General features: G+C 61.4%; 11 protein-coding genes. 3 read left to right on the top strand and 8 right to left on the bottom strand.

The genetic code is table 11. The features are described from left to right. Positions 1–104: 104 nt before the first annotated feature. The 6 genes from BLU24_RS00415 to BLU24_RS00395 all read right to left on the bottom strand — a co-directional run bounded on the left by BLU24_RS00415 (position 105) and on the right by BLU24_RS00395 (position 7,155). A complete protein-coding gene (locus BLU24_RS00415; RefSeq protein ID WP_093096073.1) occupies positions 105–572 on the bottom strand; it encodes an SRPBCC family protein in 468 nt (155 codons plus the stop codon). Between the two features lie 23 nt (positions 573–595). Next, positions 596–3,985 carry an amino acid adenylation domain-containing protein gene (locus BLU24_RS00410; RefSeq protein ID WP_093096069.1) on the bottom strand — a complete coding sequence of 1,130 codons (3,390 nt, stop codon included), beginning with the start codon at positions 3,983–3,985 and terminating at the stop codon, positions 596–598. Between the two features lie 13 nt (positions 3,986–3,998). Further along, positions 3,999–4,928, bottom strand: a complete 930-nt coding sequence (locus BLU24_RS00405; RefSeq protein ID WP_093096066.1) for a diiron oxygenase — start codon at positions 4,926–4,928, stop codon at positions 3,999–4,001. After that, complete coding sequence (locus tag BLU24_RS00400) at positions 4,925–5,698, bottom strand: DUF3050 domain-containing protein (protein ID WP_093096062.1); 774 nt, start codon at positions 5,696–5,698, stop codon at positions 4,925–4,927. Before BLU24_RS00400 ends, BLU24_RS00405 begins: the two co-directional genes overlap by 4 nt. 69 nt (positions 5,699–5,767) lie before the next feature. Next, the gene (locus tag BLU24_RS27490) at positions 5,768–5,995 is read right to left on the bottom strand and encodes a hypothetical protein (protein ID WP_157720811.1); all 228 of its coding nucleotides are present in this window, start codon (positions 5,993–5,995) and stop codon (positions 5,768–5,770) included. Positions 5,996–6,444: 449 nt separating this feature from the next. Then, positions 6,445–7,155 carry a GntR family transcriptional regulator gene (locus BLU24_RS00395; RefSeq protein ID WP_093096058.1) on the bottom strand — a complete coding sequence of 237 codons (711 nt, stop codon included), beginning with the start codon at positions 7,153–7,155 and terminating at the stop codon, positions 6,445–6,447. A 195-nt stretch (positions 7,156–7,350) separates the two neighbouring features. On the opposite strand from BLU24_RS00395, the gene lapG reads away from it, so the two are divergent. Next, positions 7,351–8,043 carry a cysteine protease LapG gene (gene lapG, locus BLU24_RS00390; protein ID WP_090288073.1) on the top strand — a complete coding sequence of 231 codons (693 nt, stop codon included), beginning with the start codon at positions 7,351–7,353 and terminating at the stop codon, positions 8,041–8,043. A gap of 14 nt (positions 8,044–8,057) precedes the next feature. Further along, complete coding sequence (gene lapD, locus BLU24_RS00385; protein ID WP_093096054.1) at positions 8,058–10,004, top strand: cyclic di-GMP receptor LapD; 1,947 nt, start codon at positions 8,058–8,060, stop codon at positions 10,002–10,004. A gap of 140 nt (positions 10,005–10,144) precedes the next feature. On the opposite strand, the gene BLU24_RS00380 is transcribed toward lapD, so the two are convergent. Both BLU24_RS00380 and BLU24_RS00375 read right to left on the bottom strand, forming a co-directional pair. Continuing rightward, on the bottom strand, positions 10,145–10,483 hold the full coding sequence (locus BLU24_RS00380; RefSeq protein ID WP_090288078.1) for a tryptophan synthase subunit beta: 339 nt from the start codon (positions 10,481–10,483) through the stop codon (positions 10,145–10,147). A 146-nt stretch (positions 10,484–10,629) separates the two neighbouring features. Beyond that, the gene (locus BLU24_RS00375; protein ID WP_093096050.1) at positions 10,630–24,465 is read right to left on the bottom strand and encodes a retention module-containing protein; all 13,836 of its coding nucleotides are present in this window, start codon (positions 24,463–24,465) and stop codon (positions 10,630–10,632) included. A gap of 360 nt (positions 24,466–24,825) precedes the next feature. Between BLU24_RS00375 and BLU24_RS00370 the strand changes: the two genes are divergently transcribed. Continuing rightward, complete coding sequence (locus BLU24_RS00370) at positions 24,826–26,178, top strand: TolC family outer membrane protein (RefSeq protein WP_093096046.1); 1,353 nt, start codon at positions 24,826–24,828, stop codon at positions 26,176–26,178. The last annotated feature ends 11 nt before the right edge of the window (positions 26,179–26,189 follow it).

The raw sequence follows: 26,189 nt of genomic DNA, 5'->3' as shown, positions 1-26,189 counted from the left end.
TCCCACAGGAATTTTGGCGAACACTTTATTTGTGAACGACTCGAATCCTGTGGGAGCTGGCTTGCCAGCGATAGCGGTGATCCATTCACCGCAAAGCCAAAGTCTTAAACAAACAGCTTCAAAACATTCCCCATCGCATCATCAGCAAACCCCTGCACAAAATCCCTGAACCCCGGCAGCGCTTCCTCCCCGCCCGACACCGGCTCGGCAATGATCGTCCAGGTTGCCCGCGATTGCCCTTCGCCCAGCGCCTCGACATTCATCGCCGCCCACAGATTCGCCACGCCCAAGGTGTTATAGATCGTCGTCCAGGTCATGCTCCGTGCCTGCTCATCGCGGGAGTTGAGTTGCTCGACCACAACGTTGCCATCCTTGAAGATTTTCTTGCGCAGCGAGGACACGCCCTCGCCGGTCATTTCGATGTGCGATAGCGCCGGAATGAAACGCTCGAAAGCGCCAAAGTTGCCGACTACCGCCCAGACTTGCGCCGCGTCCGCCGGCACTTGCACCGAAGACACGACGTGGCAGCCGTGGGGGTTTTTGATCAGGGTGTCCGGTTGCAGATTGCTCATGGTGGTGCTCCTTTTATGTTGCGTCAGATGAACTTGATTTCTTTCAGGTAATCGCAGCCGCGGCGCAGCAGTGCCGGGGATTTCTGTGGGTAATGCGCGCCCATCTGCTGCACGCCGGCTTCAGCGTTGGCGTGGCCGATCAGGGAGATGTCGCCGATGTCTTCTTCGAAGCCGTTGAGGTAGAAACCGAGCACGCCGAACAGCGCGTTGTCGGCGTCGACCCGGCTCAACTGCTGTTGCCAGTCGGCGACGCTGACCAGCGAAAACTCGCTGCCGTTTTCGCGGAACGAAGCGACGTAGGCGTCCCAGCTCAGCGGCTCGGGGTTGTGCAGGTTGAACACCGCACGGTCAGGCGAATAACGGCTGGCATGGAAGGCGATGAAGCGGGCCAGGAAGTCCACCGGCATCAGATCGAAATTCAACGCGAAGGCCGGGACCTGGCCGAGTTGAATCGAGCCCTTGAGCATCAGCATCAAACGGTTCTTGTGCGGCTGGCAGACGCCGCTCAGGCTGTTGAAACTGATGTTGCCGGGGCGATACACATTGACCCGCACGCCACGCTCTCGGGCCCTTTCGAGAATGCGCTCGCCAACCCACTTCGACAGGTTGTAGCCGTTGCGGATGTAGATGGGTGGCGTCGTCGCGGCCGGCAGTTCCAACACGCGACCCGCGTCATCGACGCTGCTGGACGCCGACAATGTCGAGACGAAGTTGAAGACCTTTTTGCTCTGCCCTTCGCACAGGCGCAGCAGGGCGAAAATCGGCTCGACGTTGTCCGCTGCCAGCGACTCGTAATCAAGCACATGGTTGACGTTGGCGGCGTTGTGCACCAGCGCGCCGAACTCGCGATCGAGGCGCTGATAATCTTCTTCGCTCAGGCCCAATTGCGGCCGGGTGATGTCCGCCGCATAGACCCGCACGCGACTCAGATCCAGATGCTCCAGGCGGTTTTCCCGCAGTGACTCGGCAAAGCGCTGCGCGGCCGTTTGCCCGCCACCGTCACGCACCAGACAGGCGACTTCGCTGGCGCCCCAACCGAGCAGCGCTTCGACAATATGCACGCCGACGAAACTGTTGGCACCGGTAACGATGACCTTGTGCACATCGCCCATGCGGCTGATCGGCAACGGCTGGATATCGAGCGCGCGTTCGGCATCGGCCATGGCCTGGGCGCTGAGCACGGCGCTGTCATCGGTGCCGCGCACCAGGGTTGCGAGCTTGGCGATGGTCGGCTGTTCGATGAAGCGATTGATCGAAATGCTGCGGCCGAATTCTTCACGCAAACGCAGCAACATTCGCGACAGCAAGATCGAATGGCCGCCCAGATTGAAGAAGCTTTCATCGGTGGAAATATCACTGCCTGGCAGCTCCAGCAACTCGGCCCAGATTTCCAGCAGCAGCGCTTCGTCGGCAGTGACCGGCAGGCGTTTCGGCCCGCTGTCCTGCATGCTCACGGGCATTTCCAGCAACGCCTTACGGTCGACCTTGCCGTTGCTGGCGGAGGGCATGCCGGGGAGTTCAGTCCACGCCACCGGTTGCATGTAGTCCGGTAGAAATTGCCGGGCGTGAGCCTTCAGTCCGTCGCGGGCAGTGGCCGACTGCGGCTGAGCGAGAAAGGCCAGAATCCTGCGCTGACTGTCGATCACTACCGCCACTTGCCGGTACAACTGGCTCTCACGCAGGCAGCGTTCGATCTCCTCCGGCTCGACCCGGAAACCGCGGATCTTCACCTGATTATCGCGCCGCCCACACAACTCGATACCTTGCTCGCCCCAACGCGCCATGTCGCCAGTGCGGTAGGCGCGCAGTGTCTGGCCGTCCGGCAGATTCAGGCGCAGATAACGCTCGGCCGTCTGCTGCGGATTGTTTAGATAACCGAGGCAGACGCCGGGGCCGACGATGAACAATTCGCCGACGGTGTTTTCCAGCACCGGTTGCAGATCGTCATCAAGAATCAGCACCTGGCTGTTGGCGATCGGCGCGCCGAGGCTGCGGTTGCTGTCGCCCGCTTGCAGTTGTCGCGCGGTGATCAGCACGGTGGCTTCGGTCGGACCGTAAAGGTTGTGCAGGGTGCCCTGACGGGTCAGTTGCTCGATGACGTACGGCTCGCAGACGTCGCCGCCGGTCATCACCTGTACGCCTTCGAGTTGCTCCAGCGGCAGAATGCTCAACAGCGCTGGCGGCAGGAAGGCGTGAGTCAATTGCCGGCGCCGGATCAGCGCCACCAGTTGCAACGGATCGCGCCGTTGCGTGTCGTCGGGCACCACCAGTTCGGCGCCGCTGAGCAAGGTCGCAAAGATATCGATCAGCGACGAATCGAAGCTCAGCGAGGAGAACTGCAGCACTCGGCTCTCGGCCTGCAACTGCGCGTAATCGGCGTACCACGCCGTGAAATGCGCGAGGTTGGCCTGGCTGAGCAACACACCTTTCGGGTGCCCGGTGGTACCGGAGGTGTAGAGCGCCATACAGGGTGCATCGAGCTCGGGGCGCTGACGCATTAACGGCAGGTCGAGATCCGCTGCGGCGCTGTCGATGAGGCTGACGTCCAGCCCCGGCATTGTGTTGCTGAGCGGATGCTCGCCGTCATGCAGCAACAGCAGCGCGCCGGCGTTTTGCGCAATGTACTGCTGGCGCGGCAACGGATGGCTCGGCTCCAGCGGCAAATACACGGCGCCGCTGCCGAGGATTGCCAGGATCGATGCGAACAGCTCGGGGCTCTTCGGCAGGCAGACCGCGACGATCCACGGCTGCGAATGCGGCTCCAGCAACGCGTGCAGGCGCTGCTGAATCGCTCGGCTGTGGGCGTGCAATTGGCGATAGCTGATGCAACGTTCGCCGAGGTGCAGCGCTGGCCGTTCAGCGTGCTTGATCAGGCTCTGTTGCAGACGCTCGATGACGCTCACTTGTGCCTGTTCCAGCAGCGCGGCATTCGCCGTGTCGTTGCGCCGATGGACATAAGCCAGGCTGTCGAGAAAGCGCAGGTTTTCCATGCGCTCGAAATCCGGCGCGCTCAGCGGGGCGAGCTGTTGCAGATAGTCGCCGTCGCGGGACAGGCGACTGACCAGTAGCGCCACTTCATCGACCACATGCGCCAGAACTCGCTGGCGCAGCGCCTGACCGTTGCCTGACGGCTCATCGCCGATCGGCACGCGGCTGATCAGTGACGAGCCGCGAAAGCACAGCAGGTCGAGGATCGGCAAACCGGCGCGACTCGCACCGACGCCCAAACGCAAATGCAGGTGCGGAATGGCGCAGCGATCGCCGGCGCCAATGAAGCCATCGTCGATGATCAGATCCACCGGCGCTTGCGCGGCAGCATTGCGTTGCACCGAGTGACCGTGTTGTTCAAATTCCAGCGCCAGATCGGTCATGGCCTGGCTGGCACCAATCAGCAAAATGTCGAGACGTTTCATGAAGACCTCCTTGTCAAACCAGATAGTCACGCAGGGCGTGCTGCACGCAGGGCGCGTCGAGCAGCGAGCTGTTGTGGAAGAACCTGACGATGTTGCCCACCAGCGGGTGATGGCGATTGATCGGGAAGGCCAGGCCGGCCATTTCCTCCCGAAGCGAACAGCGCGTGGCTTCGCTGACCGGCAGCGCATCGATCAGGCGCAGGTCGAAGGACTTTTGAATGTCGTTGGTCAGGTAGTGGCCGATGAACACCGGCAGCATCTGCGCGATGGTTTCGCGGTCGGCTTCGCTCGCGGTGTGCCAGTAGATGCGCACCATGCGCGCCCAGAAACTCGAATGGCGACCCTCGTCGAGCAAGTGATCAGCCATCAGCCCTTTGATTGACGGTTTGACTGAGTCGTCGCGGGCGAACGCGGCGACATCGCCGGTCACGGTGTTTTCTGCGATGGCTACGCAAATCAGCTCTACGGCGCTGCGCAAATGCTCCGGCGCCAACGCCACGGCGGCGGGGATCGCCCGGCTCAGTTCGATCTGGTCGGGTAGCTGGATCGGTTCGATGCCGGTCATGGCCACCGTCTGCTGCATGAAATCCATCGCCACCAGCGCGTGGTAATCCTCATCGACCACCACGGTCATCGCGTCGTAACGACAGGCGAAGGGGAATGCCACGGCGAAGCGATCCTTGGCGATGCTGCGCGCAGTTTTGTCGACGATTTCCGTCTCGAAAATCACCACATCGTTGATGAACTTGTACAGCGTCTGCACGAGGGCGAAATCACGTTGCTCTGGGCATTCGCGCAGGAAGGTATCGCTGAGCACCAAGGGTTGGCGGCTGAGCGGATAGATCAGGCGATCGTCGTCTTCCAGCACCCGGCGCGGCCGGGTGCGAATGGTCGCGCGCTGTTCCCAGGCGTCGGCGAAAGATTGATAGTCGGCAGCGTTCATTGCGCCACCTCCGCCAACGGTTCGCGCATGCTCAGGCGCAGGCCGTCCCACAAAGCGATGCGGCTTTCCACGGCGGCGACGGCGCTGGCATAGACCTCGGCTTCGCGTTGCGGGTCGCCGTCGACCAGACGCTGGAGCAGGTGCTCGGCCGCCGGGCCGTGATCTTCAGAGTCGACCTCGATATGCCGCTGCAGGTAATAGCGAAAGGTCGGGGCCTGCTCGATGCCGATGCCCCAGTCATCGAGGATGCGCTGGAACATGCTCGGGATCACGCTCTCGCGACCGTGCAGAAACGCCGCAGCGACGCTGTGCCCCGGCGCATGCAACGCGGTGTGCAAGGTGTCGCGGACGAACTGCGCGGCGGCCGGATCAACCTCGACGCTTCGCAGCGCGACGTCGTAGCTCACGCCTTCCTGTTGCAGCGCGACGAAACGTTCGACCGCTGTGGTGCTGGCGCCGATTTCGCGCATGGCGTCCAGGTACAACTCGAAGTGGCTGTAGTGCCCATCGACCAGGCGATCGTCCGACTCCTCGCCAAGCACGATTTCGTTGATTAGCCGGGCGGCCTGCGGATCGCGCGGCGGTAACCAGGGCAATCGGGTGCAGGTCAGTTCCTGTTGCAGACGTTTCGTCAGCGACATGAAGTCCCACACGGCGAATACATGGGTTTCCATGAAGCGACGCAATATTGATAACGAAGTGATCTCGGCAAAGATTGGATGATTGCTGAGTTCGACTTTCTTCAAGGCGAGTTGGTGCTTGGAAGGCATGATGACGTCCTTAATCATTGGGGTGAAATGGAACTGCTTGTGCAATTGCGCAGTTAATGTTGCGCCGGGTTAGTTGTGTGTCCGCATCAATTGAAGTTGGGTGCCGGTAAACAAACTGCCCGGCGTGTTTTTGCGCAAAGCCCTGCTATGCAGGCGTGCGGCCTGTGCGGTGCGCTGCTTCATGGCGCCGCGTGCCGAAGCGAACACCAGGCTCAACTTCGGCGGAGAAAAAACTAATACAGGAAGCAAACATTTAACAAGCGCAATTTTAATTAATTTAAGTTTGCTGTTTTTCAAATGCGTAAAGTTCCAATAAGACTTTCGGGAAAAGTTTTATTTGGGCGTAGTTACTCCTTTCAGCCAATAGCGGCCAAAATTGGATAACAAGAGTGAATGCCTCACTCGAAGCAACTTTTTATTGAAAAGAATTGATTGATTGATTGATAGGGGATGAAAGTTGGCCGGGACCGGCGCCAGAACTTCCTTTTTCCCGTGACAAGGCTCCTTCCGTAGGTTCCTGTTGCGGGGACTGCACCGTCAGGTCGGCGCGTCCCCGTTCTGTATGGGGTGGCCGTTCAAGAGTGCGGGTAATTTGTCGCTACGGCTATGACCGATTCGTCGGTGCCACGCCGTGAGGATTGGGCAGAACGGTGCAGGAGAGGGCGAGCGGGAGCGAGGACTAGCCCGCCGCGGGGCGGGCGATCGCTTGGGGATTTGTAAGCGGGTGATTCGCGGGAGTTACGGTCTCAGCGGGCAACCGAACGGCTTTGTGCCGCAGGTGTAGCGAGGTAGCGGGTGATGACCTCGACACCGCGGTTGAGGTGCTGCTCCAGCAGCTCGATAGACAGCTTGATGTCACGCTCGCGCACGGCTTGGAGCATCGCCCGGTGATCGTCCTGGGACAATTTGCCCAGGCCCATCGACTCAAGGTTGAAACGCAGGAAGCGCTCTTCTTCGTTAAGCCCGTCCTCGACCAGACGCAGCAGGCGTTTGTTCGGCGCTTTGCTGTACAGGGCCATGTGGAACAAACGGTTGAGCCGGCCGATTTCGGTGTAATCGTGCTGCGCTTCCAGCTCCTCGATATACGCGGCGGCCTGGGCGTGATCGGCTTCGGTCAGCAGCGGGATCGACTGACGCATGGCTTCGGCTTCGAGCAGGATGCGCAACTCGTAGGTTTCGGTGGCATCGCCTTGAATCAACGGCGCGACCACTGCGCCTTTGTGCGTGGTCACACTCAGCAATTCCTGCGCTTCGAGCTGGCGCAAGGCTTCGCGCACGGGCATGCGGCTGACACCGAACAGATCCGCCAGATCCTGCTGGCGCAGCGCCGTACCGCAGGGCAGTCGACCATCGAGAATCGCCGAACGTAACGTTTCTTCAATGACCGAACGGGCCAGATGCGCAGGAATCGGTCCGTCGACTTTAATGCTGTGCAGCGGTTTGGGCTTCTGTGTCACGACTACGCACCCTGTAGGTCGGTGATTTGGATCCAAATGACACTAGTGATTGCTCTACAGCTTGTCAAACCGTGTAGAAGAACGAGGTTACATTTACAGTTTAGCGTGCCAGTGATGATCTCATGGTGCCATTGTTTTTTAGCGGGCTAAGCTTCAACATCGAACGCTTCCCTTTTTGCCCTCTGGAAACCTGCTGTGGCGGTACGATTCGCGATCCCTCGGACGTTGCGCTGGTCAGGCTGCGCACTGCTGCTGGCCGGCGTCATGCTGGGCGGCCTGCATGCCGATTGGGATTTTTCCGCGATCAGCCGCAAGGCCACTGCGCTCTACGGGCCGCTCGGCGCCGGCCAGCAACGCATCGATGCCTGGCAGAATCTGTTGGCAACACAGCAGCAAGCCAGCGAAACGGACAAGCTGAAAGTGGTGAACCTGTTTTTCAACAAACAGGTGCGCTACGTCGAAGACATCGATCTGTGGCGGCAGGTCGACTATTGGGAAACCCCCATCGAAGCCTTGTGGAAGGGCGCCGGCGACTGCGAAGACTATGCGATCGCCAAGTATTTCAGCCTGCGCCACCTCGGGGTTTCCAGTGACAAGCTGCGCATCACCTACGTCAAGGCACTGCGCCAGAACCGCGCGCACATGGTCCTGACTTACTATGCGACCCCCGATGCCATGCCGCTGGTGCTCGACAGCCTGATCGATCCGATTCAGCCGGCATCGCAGCGGACTGATTTGCTGCCCGTCTACTCTTTCAATGCCGAAGGGCTGTATCTGCCGGGGGCCAAGGGCAACAAGAAGGTTGGCGACACCAAACGCCTGTCGCGCTGGCAGGATGTCTTGAAGAAAATGCAGGCCGAAGGTTTCCCGGTCGAGACGACTAACTAGGAGCACGCGCTCAGATGTCTTTGTTCAAACAGCTGTTGATCGCTATCTGTCTGTTCCTGGTGGTCGCCTTCACCGGCAGCTTCATGGTCAGTCTGGAGAGCTCGCGTACCCAGTACGTCAATCAGTTGCGCTCCCACGCGCAGGACGCCGCGACGGCGCTGGCCTTGTCGCTGACACCGAATATCGACGACCCGGCGATGGTCGAGCTGCTGGTCAGCTCGATTTTCGACAGTGGTTATTACGCGAGCATTCGAGTGGTCAACGTGAAGACCGATCAGACCATCGTCGAGCGCAGCGGCATTCCCGCCGTGAGCAATGTCCCGGACTGGTTCGTCAAACTCATCGGCCTGGAACCGGCCGGCGGCGACGCCTTGGTCAGCCGTGGCTGGGAGCAGGCGGCGCGGGTCGAGGTGGTCAGCCATCCGATGTTCGCCGTGGCCAAGTTGTGGCAGAGCGCGCTGGGCAGCCTCGGCTGGCTGTTGCTCTGCGGTGCGCTGAGCGCAGTACTCGGTGCGTTGCTGTTGCGCCGGCAGTTGAAGCCGCTGGATTACATGGTCCAGCAATCCCACGCGATCGCCCGGCGCGAATTCCTCAGCCTGCCGGAGTTGCCGCGCACGCCGGAACTGCGCCGTGTAGTGCAGGCGATGAATCAGATGGTCGAGAAGCTCAAGGCGCTGTTTCAGGAGCAGGCCGAACGCAGTGAAAAACTGCGCGCCGATTCCTATCAGGACAATCTTACCGGGCTGGCCAACCGGCGTTATTTCGAGATGCAGCTCAATGACCGGGTGAGCAATCCGGAGCAGGCCAGTTCCGGTTATCTGCTGCTGTTGCGGGTCAAGGATCTGGCCGGCCTCAACCAGCGCCTCGGCGGCCAGCGCACCGATGAATTGTTGAAAGCGGTGGGCGAGCAACTGTCGCGCGAATGCGCCAAATACCCGGAAACCCAGAACCTGATTACGCGGATTCGTGGCGGTGAGTTTGCCGTGCTGGCGCCGGGGCTGGTCCGCGAAGAGGCGCTGCAACTGGCGCAAAACCTCGACAGCGCACTGAGCAGTCTGCACGCGACGGGCGCTACCGACGTCGCCGCAGTGGCTTCGATCGGTCTGGCGCCGTTCGCTTACGGGGATTCGCCGCAGCAGGTCCTGACCTTGGGCGATCAAGCGCTGGCGCAGGCCGAAGGGCAGGGCGAGCAGAACTGGGCGTGCATCGATCAAAGCCTGACAGCGGATGTAGGCGATGATCACCACGCCTGGCATCGCTTGCTCGATCAGGCTTTGAATCAGCAGCGTTTCGAGTTGTATTTCCAACCGGTGGTGGCGGCGCAGGACACGCAACTGGTGCTGCATTACAAGGTGCTTTCTCGCTTGCTCGATGAGCAGGGCCGGACTATCCCGGCCGGGCGCTTTCTACCGTGGCTGGAGCGCTTCGGCTGGACGACGCGGCTCGATCGCTTGATGCTCGAGCGCGTGCTGGAGCAAATGAAAGAGCACGAAGATTCGCTGGCACTGAACCTGTCTTCGGCCACCCTTGCTGATCCGCAGGCGCTGAACAAGGTCTTCGAGATTCTGCGCGCACACTCCAACCTCGGTTCGCGCCTGACTCTGGAAATCGGCGAAGAGCAGTTGCCCGAACAAGCGCTGCTGGAGCAACTGACCCGACGCCTGCGCGAATTGGGCTTCTCCTTGAGCCTGCAGCGCTTTGGCGGTCGCTTCAGCATGATCGGCAACCTGGCGCGGCTGGGCCTGGCGTACTTGAAGATCGATGGCAGCTACATTCGGGCGATTGATCAGGAGAGCGACAAACGCCTGTTCATCGAAGCGATCCAGCGCGCGGCGCACAGCATCGATCTGCCGCTGATTGCCGAGCGGGTCGAGACTGAAGGCGAGCTGTCAGTGATTCGCGAGATGGGCTTGTATGGCGTGCAGGGGCAGTTGCTGGGTGAGCCGAAGCCCTGGGCTTGACCTGATCGTTCCCACGCTCTGCGTGGGAATGCAGCCCGTGACGCTCCGCGTCACAACGATGTTTGAGCGGTGTGGCTGGAGCGCAGAGCGTCCCTTGATGCATTCCCACGCGGAGCGTGGGAACGATCACCGCAGGGAAATCAGATCAACCCGCCCTCATCCTCATCGATCAACTGGCTCAACCCGCCCAGCGCCTCACGCGCCTGGTTGCGGTCCATCAGTTTGGCCTGGGCCGCGGGGGGCAGGTCGGTGACGCGGATCACGCCTTTTTGGGTCAGCACCTGAATCAGGTCGTCGAGTACCCGAATCATCTCGAAGTCGCTCTGCTTGAGCTGTTTGAGGCTGTTCTCCACGGCTTCGTTGGCGTACCACGCCTGGATTTCATGGTTGTCGGCCGGCAGCGTTTCCGTGGCTTCGGCGTACGCCGCAGCTTCCACGCGAATCAACTGGCCTTGCGCATCGCGTTGCACGTAAAACATTGAGCATCCCTCGGAAAAGAACCAGCGTCGTGCTGTCAGCAGCATAGCCAACTGTGCGCAAGTATGCGGTGCAACGATGAAATCGTCACCGGGGTGACTGACACAACGCAACGGCCGCCCCTGAGGGCGGCCGTTTTGTTTATGCATCAGCTGTTGTTGTGGTCGACCTTGATGGTCGGGTCGCTGCCGGCAATCAGGTTGTGCAGGCTGGCGCTCGACCAGTTGTTGCCTTCCAGTTTGATCGTCACGTCCGGTGTTGCCGCCGCGGCATCGCCGGAGTTGAACTTGCCCCCCGAGCTGACTTGCAGCGAGGACGTGCCGTCGACCGTGGTGATCTTCAGGAAGTTGTCGATGGTGCTGCCGGTCTCGCCCTGCAGCAGGTCGCGCAGGTCGATCCGGTCACCGTCGGCGGCCTTGAAGTCCTTGATCACGTCACTACCGGTGTCGCCTGCCTTCCAGACAAAGGTATCGGCACCGGAACCACCGATGAGGATGTCGTTGCCCTTGCCACCGATCAGCGTGTCGTTGCCGCTGCCGCCGAGCAGGATGTCATTGCCTTTGCCGCCATCGAGCAGGTCGTTGCCGCCCGAGCCGAACAGAATGTCATTGCCCGCGCCGCCCAGCAGGGTGTCGTTGCCGTCATGCGCACCGGACACATCGAACGCCTGATAGTGCTCGGTGATGTACTGGTGCACGTTGCTGGTGCTGACTTTGCTGACATCGACGCCGGTTTCCTTGGCGACGAACGCCTGCATTGCCTGATAACCCTCACCGGCAATGCCGTTGAAGCTCACCAGATCGCCGAACAGGATGTCGTTGCCGTCGCCGCCGTTGACGGTGTCGTTGCCCGGCATCGTCGCTTCGGTGTGGCCGATGATCGAGTTGGCCAGATCCTTGGGATCGATGTTGGTCTGCGGGGTTTTATCCGAATCGTAGGGCTTCAGATCGTTAAGGCTGACGCCGCTGTTGAGACCGATGGCTTCGACGTTCGACAGGCCATTGAGCAACGCGAAGCTGCTGGTGGAATTGTCGGTGGTGTACCAGTCGGTGCTGTTGCCGCTGCCATTCAGACTCGACAGCTCGTAGGTGCCGTCACCCTGAGCGTGGATAGTGCCCAGGTTGCTCCAGTTCCAGTTGCCGTTTTTGTACGTCTGCAAAACCACCGTGCCAGCGCTGTTGATGCTCAGGTAGTGGGTGTTGTCGATGTACGTGCTGAAGCTGTCGCCCGGCTTGTAGTTGCTGGTATTGACCACGCTGTCGAGCCTGACGCTGCCGTACAGCGTCGGGTTGGTCTGCTCGCCGCTCTGGTAGTAGGTCGGCTGGCCGTCGGTGATGAAGTACGTAAGGTTCTTCGCCCCGGTGTTGGCCACCGCGTCAGCACTCTGGAACCAGTTGGCCGTGGTCTTGAACACGTCCTCGTAGTTGGTGCCGCCGCCGGAGCCCATCGAGTCCAGCACCGCTTTGAGCAGGGTCAGCGCGTTCGGGTCGTTGAGGTTGACCGACACCGATTTGTTGACCTGAGTATCGAAGTCCACCAGGAAGATGTTCACCGTGCCTGAGTTGCTGCCGCCCAGGCTTTGCTTGAGGGTGTTGAACACCGAGGTCAGCGAGTCCTTGGCCGCGTTGAGCGACGATGCGCTCATGCTGCCGGAACTGTCGACCATGAAGGCAATGTTGTAGTTGGTGCCCGGCACCACGGTCAGACCACCGATGTCGGCGACGATGATGTCGTTGCCATCGGTACCGGTGACGGTGTCGTCGCCCGAAGTTGCCACGACCGCGTTGTAGACCGCTGGCACCACAGTGACCGGAATGGTTGCGGTGCTGCTCGCCGAACCGCCGACCATTTCGGTGGAGGTCGAGGTCACGGTCAGGTTGAACTGGCCGTTGTAGTAGGTCGGCGGGGTCACGGTCAGGCTGCCGAGATTCCAGCCGGTGACGTTGGCTTCGCCGTTGCTCGCGGTGACGGTGAAGGTATGCCCGGCGCCATCGCTGAGTACCGAACCGACCGGTGCACCGCTGATTTTCACGCTCAGGGTTTCCGAACCGTCAGTATCGGTCAGCGCGGTGCTGATCGCCGACAGTTTCACCGTGGTGCCTTCGGCGCCAGTGTTGAGCTTGTAGCCGTCGTAATAGCCTTCGCCGTTGGTGCCGTGCAGATCGGAGACGGTGACGCCCGAGTTGATCAGATCCTGCACGCCGGTGTAGATCGGCACGCCAGCATTGCTCAGGTCGATCGGCGTGCTGCCATTGACCGACAGGTTGACGTCGTAGCTGCCCGGGCCGCTCTGGTTGTGGTGGTAGATGTCGAGTGTGTAATAGCCGCTGGTGGTCGGGGTGAACGATCCGTTGATCGCCCCGCCCGCACCCCAGGTGCCCGACGCCACATTCTTGCCGCCGATGGTGATCAGCAAGCTGTCATCGGCGACACCGCTGAAGGTGTAGGTCTTGCCGGCTTCCAGGTACATCAGGCCCGAGGTCTTCGACGCTGTGCCGGCGGTCACGCTGCCGTCGGACTGTACGTTGGTCACATTGCCGCTGGAATTCGGCGTGCCGGCGCCATCGATGACGTTTTTCAACGTGGTCGAGTCCGCGCCATTGCCGCTGGTACCCAGGCCGGACAGACCGGTCCAGACTTCCTTGATCAGTCCGGTGGACTTCACGCTATTGTCGGCCACGTTCACAGTCGGCGCGTCTGCCACTGGCGTGATGTCGATTTTCACCGTGCCGGTGTTGCCCAGCAGTTGACCGTCGGTTGGCTGGAACTTGATCTGCGCGTAATCCGCCTGGTTGTTGCCCAGGCCGGTGCCGCCGTAGCCATTGACACCCGACTCGTTGGCATCCGGCAGGAAGCGCAGCTTGCCCGCGTCGATGTCGGCCTTGGTGAAGGTCTGGTTATTGGCCACGTCCTTCCAGGTCGAGCCGTCCAGATACTGCAGTTTGCCTTCGCCCGGCAGCTGGGTGATCTTGATCCCGAGGCTGCTGGCCGGGCTATCAACGTCGCTGACACCGAAGGTCGACCAGCCAAGTACCAGCGGCGTGTCTTCGCTGCCGGTGACATTGCTCGGCGCCGCCACCGGTGCGTCGTTGACCGCCACCACGTTGACCGTGGTGGTCGCGGTGTTGGAGTAGTTGCTGCCATCGGTCACGGTCACGGTGATGATCCGCGGCACGGTGCTCGGGTTTTCGCTGCCGTTGGTGAAACTGATGTTCTTGATGACCTGCATGTAGTCGGCCAGCGTCGCGTTACCCGACAGGGTCAGGGTCACCGTGCCGTTGGTGCTGTTGGCATTGATGGTGATGCCGTTGACGCTGTTGCCCAGGTTCAGCGCATCGCCGTCCTGACGGTTGGTCAGGACCACGGTGGCGCCGGTCAGCAGGGTGCTGTCCGGGTCGGTGATCTTGATATCGGTGTCGGCAATCGACACGCCCGCGCCCGGAGTGTTCTCGGTGAACGTCACTTTGTAATCGGCACCGGTGGCGCCGCTGGAGTTGTTGGCATCCAGGTCGAGCACCGGCGGCGCATCGTTGTCGATGATCGAGGTGCTGACGCTGCCATTGGTGGCGCTGACCGCAAGGTTCTCGAAGTTGCCGCCAGTGGCCGAATCGATCTTGACCACGAAGTTCTCGGTGCCTTCGGTGATCTTGTCATCGAGGGTGGCGACGTTGAACTGCGCGCTGCTCGCGCCCGCCGGAATCTTCACGGTGTAGACGCCGGTGAAATCCGAACCGTCGGCGGCGGTGCCACTGTAGACGATTTTCAGGGTCACTTCGGTTTGCGCCGGGTGGTTCAGGCTGACCGTGTAAGTGGCGGTCTGACCTTCGGTCACCGAGGTGCTGCCGCTGATGCTGACGGTGGTGGTGTCGACGGTGTCGGCAACGCTGGTGACCGCCGGAGCGGTGCTGGTAACGAGATTTTCGAAACCGCCGCCGCTGGTGCCGGTGATGGTTGCCTGCACGCTGCCAGCGTCTTTGTAGACGTCATCCGACGGCGCAGCAACGGTTGTGGTACCGGTGGTTTCGCCAGCCTTGATGGTGATCACGGCGCCGTTGGACAGGGTTACTGTCACAGGTGAACCGGCAGGGTTGGTCAGGGTTGCGGTGTAGGTAATCTGACCACCTTCGGCAACAGAACCGGTTGCACTCAGCGACAGGTTAGTGGTGTCGACGGTGTCGGTCACGTTGGTGCTGACCGGCGTCTTGTCGGCTACGAGGTTTTCGAAGTTGCCGCCAGTCGCATTGGTGATCGAGTTGGTGATCGGTGCGTGACCGGTCAACGCATCGTTCGGTGCGGTTGTGGTCGCGGTGCCGGTGGTTTGGCCGATGCCGATGGTGATGGTTTGACCATTGGCCAGGGTTACCACAACTGGTGAGCCGGTAACCGGAGCACCGACAGTTGCGGTGTAGACGACGTTGCCGCCTTCAGCCGCAGTGGCGGTCGCGGTCAGCTTCACCGTGGTGGTGTCGATGGTGTCGGTGACTTGAGTGATCGCAGGCGTGGTGCTCGGAACGAGGTTCTCGAAGTTGCCACCGGTGGCGCTGGTGATGGCCGCCTGCACGGAGCCGGCGTCTTTATAGACGTCGTCGGTCGGTGCCGGAACGGTTGTGGTACCGGTGGTTTCGCCTGCCTTGATGGTGATGACGGCACCGTTGGACAAGGTCACGGTCACTGGCGAGCCAGCGGCGTTGGTCAGGGTCGCGGTGTAAACAATCGAACCGCCTTCAGCCACAGAACTTGTCGCGCTCAGCGTCAGGTTGGTGGTGTCGGCCACATCGGTGACGGTGGTGCTGACCGGGGTTTTATCGGCCACGAGGTTTTCGTAGTTGCCGCCAGTTACGTTGGTGATCGAGTTGGTGATCGGTGCGTGACCGGTCAAGGCATCGTTCGGTGCGGTGGTAGTCGCGGTGCCGGTGGTCTGGCCGACGCCGATGGTGATGGTCTGACCGTTGGCCAGGGTTACCACAACTGGCGAGCCGGTAACTGGTGCACCGACGGTGGCGGTGTAGACGACGTTGCCGCCTTCAGCCGCGGTCGCGGTCGCGGTCAGTTTGACCGAGGTGGTGTCGATGGTGTCGGTGACGCTGGTGATGGCGGGCGTTGTGCTCGGTACCAGGTTTTCGAAGTTGCCACCGGTGGCGCTGGTGATCGTCGCCTGCACGGAGCCGGCGTCTTTGTAGACGTCGTCGGACGGTGCCGGAACAGTTGCGGTGCCGGTGGTTTCGCCGGCCTTGATGGTGATTACGGCACCGTTCGACAGGGTCACGGTGACTGGCGAGCCGGCGGCGTTGGTCAGGGTTGCGGTGTACGTAATCTGACCACCCTCGGCTACAGAACCGGTCGCAGACAGCGTCAGGTTCGTAGTGTCGACGGTGTCGGTCACCGTGGTGCTGACCGGTGTTTTGTCAGCAACGAGATTTTCGAAGTTGCCGCCAGTTACGTTGGTGATCGAGTTGGTGATCGGCGCGTGGCCGGTCAAGGCATCGTTCGGTGCGGTGGTAGTCGCGGTGCCGGTGGTCTGGCCGACGCCGATGGTGATGGTCTGACCGTTGGCCAAGGTTACGACAACTGGCGAACCAGTCACTGGCGCACCGACGGTGGCGGTGTAAGTCACGGTGCCGCCTTCAGCCACCGACGTATCGGCCGTCAGTTTGACGGTCGAGGTATCGACGGTGTCGGTAACTTGTGTGACGGCGGGCGTTGTGCTCGGCACCAGGTTCTCGAAGTTGCCACCGGTGGCGCCGGTGATCGTCGCCTGCACCGAGCCGGCATCTTTGTAGACGTCATCGGACGGCGCAGCAACGGTTGCGGTGCCGGTGGTTTCGCCAGCCTTGATGGTGATCACGGCGCCGTTGGACAGGGTCACGGTCACTGGCGAACCGGCAGCGTTGGTCAGCGTGGCGGTGTAAACGATCGAGCCACCTTCAGCCACGGAGCCCGTCGCACTCAGCGACAGATTTGTAGTGTCGGCCACATCGGTGACGGTGGTGCTGACCGGGGTTTTATCGGCCACGAGGTTTTCGTAGTTGCCGCCAGTTACGTTGGTGATCGAGTTGGTGATCGGCGCGTGGCCGGTCAAGGCATCGTTCGGTGCGGTGGTAGTCGCGGTGCCGGTAGTCTGGCCGACGCCGATGGTGATGGTCTGACCGTTGGCCAAGGTTACGACAACTGGCGAACCAGTCACTGGCGCACCGACGGTGGCGGTGTAAGTCACGGTGCCGCCTTCAGCCACCGACGTATCGGCCGTCAGTTTGACGGTCGAGGTATCGACGGTGTCGGTAACTTGTGTGACGGCGGGCGTTGTGCTCGGCACCAGGTTCTCGAAGTTGCCACCGGTGGCGCCGGTGATCGTCGCCTGCACGGAACCGGCGTCTTTGTAGACGTCATCGGATGGCGCCGGAACGGTCGCGGTGCCGGTGGTTTCGCCAGCCTTGATGGTGATGACGGCGCCGTTGGACAGGGTCACGGTCACTGGCGAACCGGCAGCGTTGGTCAGCGTGGCGGTGTAAACGATCGAGCCACCTTCAGCCACGGAACCGGTCGCGCTCAGCGTCAGGTTGGTGGTGTCGGCAACATCGGTGACGGTGGTCGAGACTGGAGTTTTGTCGGCAACCAGATTCTCGAAGTTGCCGCCGCTGACGTTGATGATCGAGTTGGTGATCGGCGCGTTGCCGACCAGCGCATCGTTCTGGGCAACAGAGGTTGCAGTGCCGGTAGTCTGGCCAACACCGATGGTGATGGTTTGACCGTTGGCCAGCGTCACGACAACTGGCGAGCCGGTAACTGGTGCACCGACGGTGGCGGTGTAAGTCACGGTGCCGCCTTCAGCCACCGACGTATCGGCCGTCAGTTTGACGGTCGAGGTATCGACGGTGTCGGTGACTGTCGTCACGGCTGGTGCAGTGCTCGGCACCAGGTTCTCGAAGTTGCCACCGGTGGCGCCGGTGATCGTCGCCTGCACGGAACCGGCGTCTTTGTAGACGTCATCGGCCGGTGCCGGAACGGTCACGGTGCCAGTGGTTTCGCCAGCCTTGATGGTGATCACGGCGCCGTTGGACAGGGTCACGGTCACTGGCGAACCGGCAGCGTTGGTCAGGGTGGCGGTGTACGTAATCTGACCACCTTCAGCCACGGAACCGGTCGCGCCAAGCGACAGGCTGGTGGTGTCGACGGTGTCCGTAACGTTGGTCGAAACCGGCGACTTATCAGCAACCAGATTCTCGAAGTTGCCACCGGTCACGTTGGTGATGGAGTTAGTGATCGGTGCATGACCGTTCAACACATCGTTCGGTGCGGTGGTAGTCGCGGTGCCGGTAGTCTGGCCAATACCGATGGTGATGGTCTGGCCGTTGGCTAGAGTCACGACCACAGGCGAACCGGTTACCGGAGCGCCAACAGTAGCGGTGTAGGTGACGTTGCCACCTTCAGCGGCCGACTCGGTGGCAGTCAGTTTGACGGTGGTTGTGTCTATGGTATCCGTGACGTTGGTCACCGCCGGAGCAGTGCTTGGCACCAGGTTCTCGAAATTGCCGCCCGTTGCATCCTTGATGCTGACTTCGACTTTTCCGGCATCCTTATAGACGTCATCGACAGGTGCCGGAACGGTCACGGTGCCAGTGGTTTCACCAGCCTTGATGGTGATCACGGCGCCGTTCGACAGGGTCACGCTCACCGGTGTGCCGGCCGGGTTGGTCAGCGTTGCGGTGTAGGTGATCTGGCCACCTTCGGCTACCGAATCACTGGCAGTCAGATTCAGATTGGTGGTGTCGGTGGTGTCCGATACCGCGGTGTCCGCGGACTTGCCATCCACCACCAGTTTTTCGTAGTTGCCGCCCGTGGCGCCATCGATGGTCACGCTCAGCGAACTGCCGCCGGCCAGCGGACTGTTCGGCGCGACGTAGTTGACGCTGCCGGTGGTTTCGCCAACGGCGATGGTGATGGTCTGACCGTTGGACAGGCTCACGATCACCGGCGAACCGGTAACTGGCGCGCCCACGGTCGCGGTGTAGACCACGGTTTCGCCTTCGGCGACGTTCGCCGTAGCGCTCAGCGACACGGTGGAGGTGTCGATGGTGTCGTTGACGGTGGTCACCGCCGGAACGGTGCTGGTGACCAGGTTTTCGAAGTTGCCACCGGTCGCGCCTTTGATGGTCGCTTCAACGCTGCCGGCGTCTTTGTAGACGTCGTCCTTTGGTGCATCGACGGTCACGGTGCCGGTGGTTTTGCCGGCATCGATGGTGATCGTCGCGCCATTCGACAAGGTCACGGTGACGGGCGAACCGGCGGCGTTGCTCAAGGTGGCGGTGTAGGTGATCTGCCCGCCTTCATTCACCGAACCGGTGGCGCTGAGCGTCAGGTTGGTGGTGTCGCTGGTGTCGGTCACGGTAGTGCTGACCGGGGTTTTGTCAGCAACGAGGTTTTCGTAGTTGCCGCCGCTGACGTTGGTGATCGAGTTGGTGATCGGCGCGTGGCCGGTCAATGCATCGTTCGGCGCGGTAGTGCTCACGCTGCCGCTGGTCTTGCCGACTTCGATGGTGATGTTCTGACCGTTGGCCAGGGTGACAACAACCGGCGAACCGGTGACCGGCGCGCCGACCGTGGCGGTGTAGGTGACAGTGCCACCTTCGGCAGCGGTCTCGGTGGCGGTCAATTTGACTGTCGAGGTGTCAACGGTGTCGGTGACATCAGTGACCGCCGGCGTGCTGCTCGGCACCAGATTTTCAAAGTTGCCGCCCGAGGCGTCCTTGATCGTGACTTCGATTTTGCCGGCATCTTTATAGACGTCATCGGCAGGCGCCGGAACGGTCACGGTGCCGGTGGTTTTGCCGGCTTCGATGGTAATGACCGCACCGTTGCTCAGATTCACGGTGACCGGCGTACCGGCCGGATTGCTCAGCGTGGCGGTGTAAACGATTGAACCGCCCTCGGTCACGGAGCCAGTCGCGGACAACGACAGGTTGGTGGTGTCGGCAACGTCAGTCACCGAGGTCACGGCCGGGGTTTTATCGGCGACGAGGTTTTCGTAATTGCCACCGCTGGTGCCGTCGATTTTGACGCTCAGCGTGTTGCCGCCGGCCAGAGCATCGTTCGGCGCGGTGAAGTTGACGCTGGCGTTGCTGGCGCCGACCGGGATGGTGATGGTCTGGCCGTTGGACAAGGTCACAACTACCGGCGAACCGGTGACCGGTGCGGTCACGGACGCGGTGTACACCACCACGCCACCTTCGACGGTGCTGGCGCTGGCCGTCAGTGAAACGGTGCTGTTATTGATGGTGTCGGTGACATCGGTCACGGCCGGGGTCTTGTCGACCACCAGATTTTCAAAGTTACCGCCGCTGGTCTTGGTGATGCTCGCATCAACCTTGCCGGCGTCCTTGTACACGTCATCGCCGGGAGCGGCGACAGTCGCGGTGCCGCTGGTCGCGCCTTTGGCGATATTGATCACCGCACCGTTGCTCAGGGTCACGGTCATGGCGGTGCCGGCCGGATTGGTCAGGGTCGCGGTGTAAACGATCGAACCGCCCTCGGCGACGCTGCCGGTGGCGTTCAGGCTGATATTGGTGGTGTCGACGCTGTCGGTGACTTTGGTCACGACCGCAGAGCGATCGGCATCGACCTTCTCGAAATTGCCGCCGGTGTGGCTGGAGATCGCCGTCTGCACCTTGCCGCCATCCACGTATGGCGTGTTGGCCGGGGCGGGGAAGTTCACCGAACCGCTGGTGGCGCCGGCAGCGATGTTGATCACCGCGCCGTTGGCCAGGGTCACCGTCATGGCGCTGCCGGCCGGGTTGCTCAGGGTCGCGGTGTAGGTGATCTGGCCACCTTCGCTGACGGTGTCGCTGGCGGTCAGGGTCAGGCTGGTCTTGTCGACGGTGTCGTTGACCGTAGTGCTGACCGGGGTCTTGCTGACGTCGAGTCTCTCGAAATTGCCGCCGCTGGCATCGGTCATGGTCACGGTGAGCTTGCTGACATCCTTGTAGACGTCATCGCTCGGCGCGGCGACGGTCACCGAACCGCTGGTCTTGCCAGCTTCGATGGTGATGGTCTGGCCGTTGCTCAGGTTGACGGTCACCGGCGTCTGCGCGGCGTTGGTCAGGGTCGCGGTGTAGGTGATCGAGGTGCCTTCGAGCACATAGCTTTCAGCGCTGAGGGTCAGGTGCGTGGTGTTGACGGTGTCGGCGACGTTGGTCACCGCTGGCGTCGGGTTGGCGACGAGGTTTTCGAAGTTGCCACCCGCAGTGTCCTTGATGGTTACTTCGACTTTGCCGGCGTCTTTGTAGACGTCATCGGCAGGCGCCGGAACGGTCACGGTGCCGGTGGTCTTGCCGGCGTCGATGGTGATCGTCGAACCGTTGCTCAGGGTTACGGTGACTGGCGTGCCGGCCGGGTTGCTCAGCGTCGCGGTGTAGACAATCTGCCCGCCTTCGTTGACGTTGCCGGTGGCGGTCAACGCAACGGTGGTGGTGTCGACGGTATCGGTCACGGTGGTGCTGACCGGAGTCTTGTCGGCGACCAGATTTTCGTAGTTGCCGCCGCTGACGTTGGTGATCGAGTTGGTCAACGGTGCGTGACCGATCTGGACGTCATTCGCTACGGGGGTGGTAACGCTGCCGGTGGTCTGGCCGACGGCGATGGTGATGTTCTGGCCGTTGGCCAACGTCACGACAACAGGCGAGCCGGTAACCGGTGCGCCAACGGTGGCGGTGTAGGTGACGATGCCGCCTTCGGCGACCGAAGTATCGGCGGTCAATTTGACCGTCGAGGTATCGATGGTGTCGGTGACTGTCGTCACGGCTGGAGCAGTGCTTGGTACCAGGTTTTCGAAGTTGCCACCGGTGGCGCTGGTGATCGTCGCCTGCACGGAGCCGGCGTCTTTGTAGACGTCATCGGCAGGTGCAGCAACGGTCGCGGTGCCGGTGGTTTCGCCAGCCTTGATGGTGATCACGGCGCCGTTCGACAAGGTCACGGTCACCGGTGAGCCAGCGGCGTTGGTCAGCGTCGCGGTGTACGTAATCTGGCCACCTTCAGCCACGGATCCTGTCGCACTCAGCGACAGATTGGTGGTGTCGGCAACGTCGGTGACGGTGGTCGAAACTGGAGTTTTGTCCGCAACCAGATTTTCGTAGTTGCCGCCGCTGACGTTGGTGATTGAGTTGGTCAGCGGAGCGTTGCCGGTCAGCGCGTCGTTCGGAGCGGTGTAGGTGATGGAACCGGTGGTCTGGCCGACGGCGATGGTGATGTTCTGGCCGTTGGCCAGAGTTACCACGACTGGTGAGCCGGTAACTGGCGCGCCAACAGTCGCGGTGTAAGTGACGGTGCCGCCTTCGGCGACAGAAGTATCGGCGGTCAATTTGACTGTCGAGGTATCGATGGTGTCGGTGACTGTCGTCACGGCTGGAGCAGTGCTTGGTACCAGGTTCTCGAAGTTGCCACCGGTGGCGCTGGTGATCGTCGCCTGCACGGAGCCGGCGTCTTTGTAGACGTCATCGGCAGGTGCAGCAACGGTCGCGGTGCCGGTGGTTTCGCCAGCCTTGATGGTGATCACGGCGCCGTTAGACAAGGTCACGGTCACTGGCGAGCCAGCGGCGTTGGTCAGCGTCGCGGTGTAAGTGATCTGGCCGCCTTCGGCCACGGAACCGCTGGCGCTGAGGCTCAGTCCGGTGTCATCGACCGAGTCGGTGATTGTGGTCACGGCTGGCGTCGTGTTCGGCACCAGGTTTTCAAAGTTGCCACCGGTAGCGCCAGTGATGGTCGTGGTGACGGTGCTGCCATTGTTGTAGACATCATTCGCCGCTGTCGGCACGTTCACGGTGCCGACGGTTTCGCCGGCCGCGATGGTAATGGTCGAACCGTTGGACAGAGTGACGGTCACCGGCGTCTGCGCCGGGTTGGTCAACGTCGCGGTGTAAGTGATCTGGCCGCCTTCAACGATGTTGTTGGTCGCGGTCAGAGTCAGGCCGGTGTTGTCGACCGAGTCGGTGATGGTGGTGACTGCTGGCGTGTTGCTTGGCACCAGATTTTCGAAGTTGCCGCCGGTAGCGCCAGTGATGGTGGTGCTGACGGTGCCGCCGTTGTTGTAAACGTCATTCGGCGCAGTCGGCACATTGACGGTGCCGACGGTTTCGCCGGCGGCAATCGTGATGGTCGAACCGTTCGACAGGGTGACGCTGACCGGCGTCTGCGCCGGGTTGGTCAGTGTCGCGGTATAAGTGATCTGGCCGCCTTCAACGATGTTGTTGGTCGCGGTCAGGGTCAGGCCGGTGTTGTCGATCGAGTCGGTAATGGTGGTGACTGCTGGCGTGTTGCTTGGCACCAGGTTTTCAAAGTTGCCGCCGGTAGCGCCAGTGATGGTGGTGCTGACAGTGCCGCCGTTGTTGTAAACGTCATTCGGCGCAGTCGGCACATTGACGCTGCCAGTGGTCTGGCCAGCGGCAATCGTGATAGTCGAACCGTTCGACAGGGTGACGGTGACCGGCGTCTGCGCCGGGTTGGTCAGTGTCGCGGTGTAAGTGATCTGGCCGCCTTCAACGATGTTGTTGGTCGCGGTCAGAGTCAGGCCGGTGTTGTCGACCGAGTCGGTGATGGTGGTGACTGCTGGCGTGTTGCTTGGCACCAGATTTTCGAAGTTGCCGCCGGTAGCGCCAGTGATGGTGGTGCTGACGGTGCCGCCGTTGTTGTAAACGTCATTCGGCGCAGTCGGCACATTGACGCTGCCAGTGGTCTGGCCCGCGCCGATGGTGATGGTCGAGCCGTTCGACAGGGTGACGGTGACCGGGGTTTGCGCCGGGTTGGTCAGTGTCGCGGTATAGGTGATCTGACCACCTTCAACGACGTTGTTGGTCGCGGTCAGGGTCAGGCCGGTGTTGTCGACCGAATCGGTAATGGTTGTCACCGCTGGCGTCGGATTCGGCACCAGATTTTCAAAGTTGCCACCGGTAGCGCCAGTGATCGTGGTGCTGACGGTGCTGCCATTGTTATAAACGTCGTTTGTCGGGGTCGGCACGTTGACGCTGCCAGTGGTCTGGCCCGCGCCGATGGTGATGGTCGAGCCGTTCGACAGGGTGACGGTCACCGGGGTCTGGGCGGGATTGGTCAGCGTCGCGGTGTAGGTAATCTGCCCGCCTTCGGTAACGTTCGGGGCCGTCGTCAGGGTGACGGTGGTGGTGTCGACGGTATCGGTGACCTGGGTAGTCGCCGGAGTAGTCGGCGGGGTCACGGTGATGCCGTTGCCGCCGGTGGTCCCGGTGACGGTCACGTCGATTTGCGTCGGGTCGTTGTACACCGTGTCATTCGGCGCCAGCGGCACGTTGACAGTGCCGGTGGTGGAACCGGCCGGAATCACGATCACCGAGCCGTTGGACAGGGTGATGGTCAGGTCCGTCAGCGGCGCCTGGGTCAGGGTCGCGGTGTACACCAGCACGCCGCCGGCTTCGGTAATGGTCGGCGTGGCAGTCAGGCTCAGGGTCGAGGCGCGCAGGGCGTTGGTGGTGGTGTCGCTGGTCAGGCCACCGGTGGTCTCCTGGGCGACTTGCCCGGCAGCGTTGATCCCGGCAGTCGGGAAACCAATGGTCGGGTCGACCCGGCCCGCGGTCGCGTCGAGCATGACAAAACTGTGGCCGCCACCGGCGGCACCACCGGTACCCGCGGCGCTTGGGCCCGCAGCGGTGGATTCAAGGGCGGTGGTCGGGTCGACGCCGGCGGCGATGGCTTGCTGCAGCTCTTCTACAGAAGGCGCAGCTTGCGCGGTGGCTTCAGCCAGGTCGGTGCTGGAATCGGGCGCGCTGGCGCTCCACTGCGTATCGCGACCCAGATCGAGGGTGCGGCCATCGGCCAGCTCCAGCGACACGGCGCCGGACAGGCCGGTGTCGATCTGATCGCCAACATAAAGGCGATCGCCTTCAACGAGTACGCGTCGCACGCCCTCTGGGGACACCACGAAAACCTGACCGACAATGCTTTTGACGATGGCAACAACACTGCTCATTGAAGACTCTCCGGGGTGTCGCGTTCAGTTGACTTCCATGGACCTGACGGGCGTCGGCGCCACTTCAGTCTGGACGTGTTTCTAGAAAATGGATAACTTGTTGACGCTGTATTTCGTCAATAAATTGGCTATAAATTTTCGCGATTAACTTTATGCCAAACTATTGACCTTATGGGTGCCATCCTAAACAATCGCCCCACTAATGTCACATTGATATTTCCGCGGCGACCTGTCCTTCAGCCTGTCATCCAGTTCCTCTTTTGAACTTTCCGACATACGGTCTTTCGGGTTGCCGTCATCCGACGCAGCGCCGCGTTTTTGCTGTGATTCAAGACAAGAAGTTCTGGGAAAATTCCAACCATGCGTTCGCTTTTGCTCCTTGCCGCACCCTTCGCTCTCGCCGCTTCATTCGTACAAGCACAATCCTTACCAGAAGCCATGCAACAGGCACTGGATGTCCATCCGGAGATCCAGGCGGGAGTCAACAGTCGATTGGCAGCGGATTATCAGTTGAAGGCGGCGAAGGGCGGCTACTTGCCCAAGGTCGATCTACTGGGCGGTTACGGCCGCGAAGGCACCGATAGCGTGACCACTCGCGCCAACGGCGGCGGCAATCACTGGGAGACGTTGAATCGCAGCGAGTCAAGTTTACGTCTCTCGCAAATGGTTTTTGACGGTTTTGCCACCTCCAACGAAGTTGCGCGTCAACAAGCCAACGTCAGCTCGCGTGCCTACTCGCTGCTCGGCACTTCCGAACGTACCGCGCTGACTGTCGCTCAGGTTTATCTGGATGTGCTGACTCGCCGCGAATTCGTGCGTCTGGCCGAGGAAAATCTCAAGAGTCACCAGCGCATCTACGACCAGATCCAGTTGCGCACTCAGCGCGGCGTCGGCAGTGGCGCCGACCTCGATCAGGCCGAAGCGCGGATGGCCCAGGCCCGCAACAACCTGATCACCGAGCAGACCAACCTCGCCGACTCGGAAACCAATTTCCTCAGCGCCGTCGGCCAGATGCCCGATCAACTGGAGCGCCCGGCGCCGTTCATGGCAATGATGCCGGCCAACCTCAACGAGGCCCGCGCGCAGATGCTGGAAAACAGCCCGATCCTGCGTTCGGCCGAGTCGGATATCGCCGCTGCCGAGAAGCAGTACGCCACCGCCAAGTCGACCTTCTACCCACGTTTCGATGCCGAGCTGGGCCGCACCGCCGACAACGACCTCGATGGTCAGAACGGTCACAACAACGAATGGCAGGCCATGCTGCGCATGCGTTTCAACCTGTATTCCGGTGGCAGTAACAAGGCTGATCTGGAATCCAAGTCGTACCTCGCCAACCAGGCGCTGGACATCCGCAACAACGCCCTGCGTCAGTTGAACGAAGAGCTCGGCCTGGCCTGGAACGCCCTCAATAACGCCAATGCGCAGGTGCCGATCGCCCAGCAATACGTCGATCACAGCACCTCGGTGCGCACGGCTTACCAGCGCCAGTTCAGCCTCGGCGAACGGACCCTGCTGGATCTGCTCGACAGCGAAAACGAGCTGTTCACCGCGTCGCGGCGTCTGGCGGAAATCAAGAACATTCAGTTATTTACTCAGTACCGAATCAAGGCGACCATGGGCGAATTGCTCAAAAGCCAGGGTGTAGTCGCGCCGTTGGCATCGGTTGTGCAGAACGATGTGAAACCCAAGGTCCAGCTGCCTGGGATGAATTGAGTTATCCCTTT

The sequence above is a fragment of the Pseudomonas sp. Z003-0.4C(8344-21) genome, from assembly GCF_900104975.1.
Taxonomy (GTDB): Bacteria; Pseudomonadota; Gammaproteobacteria; order Pseudomonadales; family Pseudomonadaceae; genus Aquipseudomonas; species Aquipseudomonas granadensis.
Note: the sequence above shows the minus strand (reverse complement) of the source record. Positions and strands in the feature narration are given on the sequence as shown.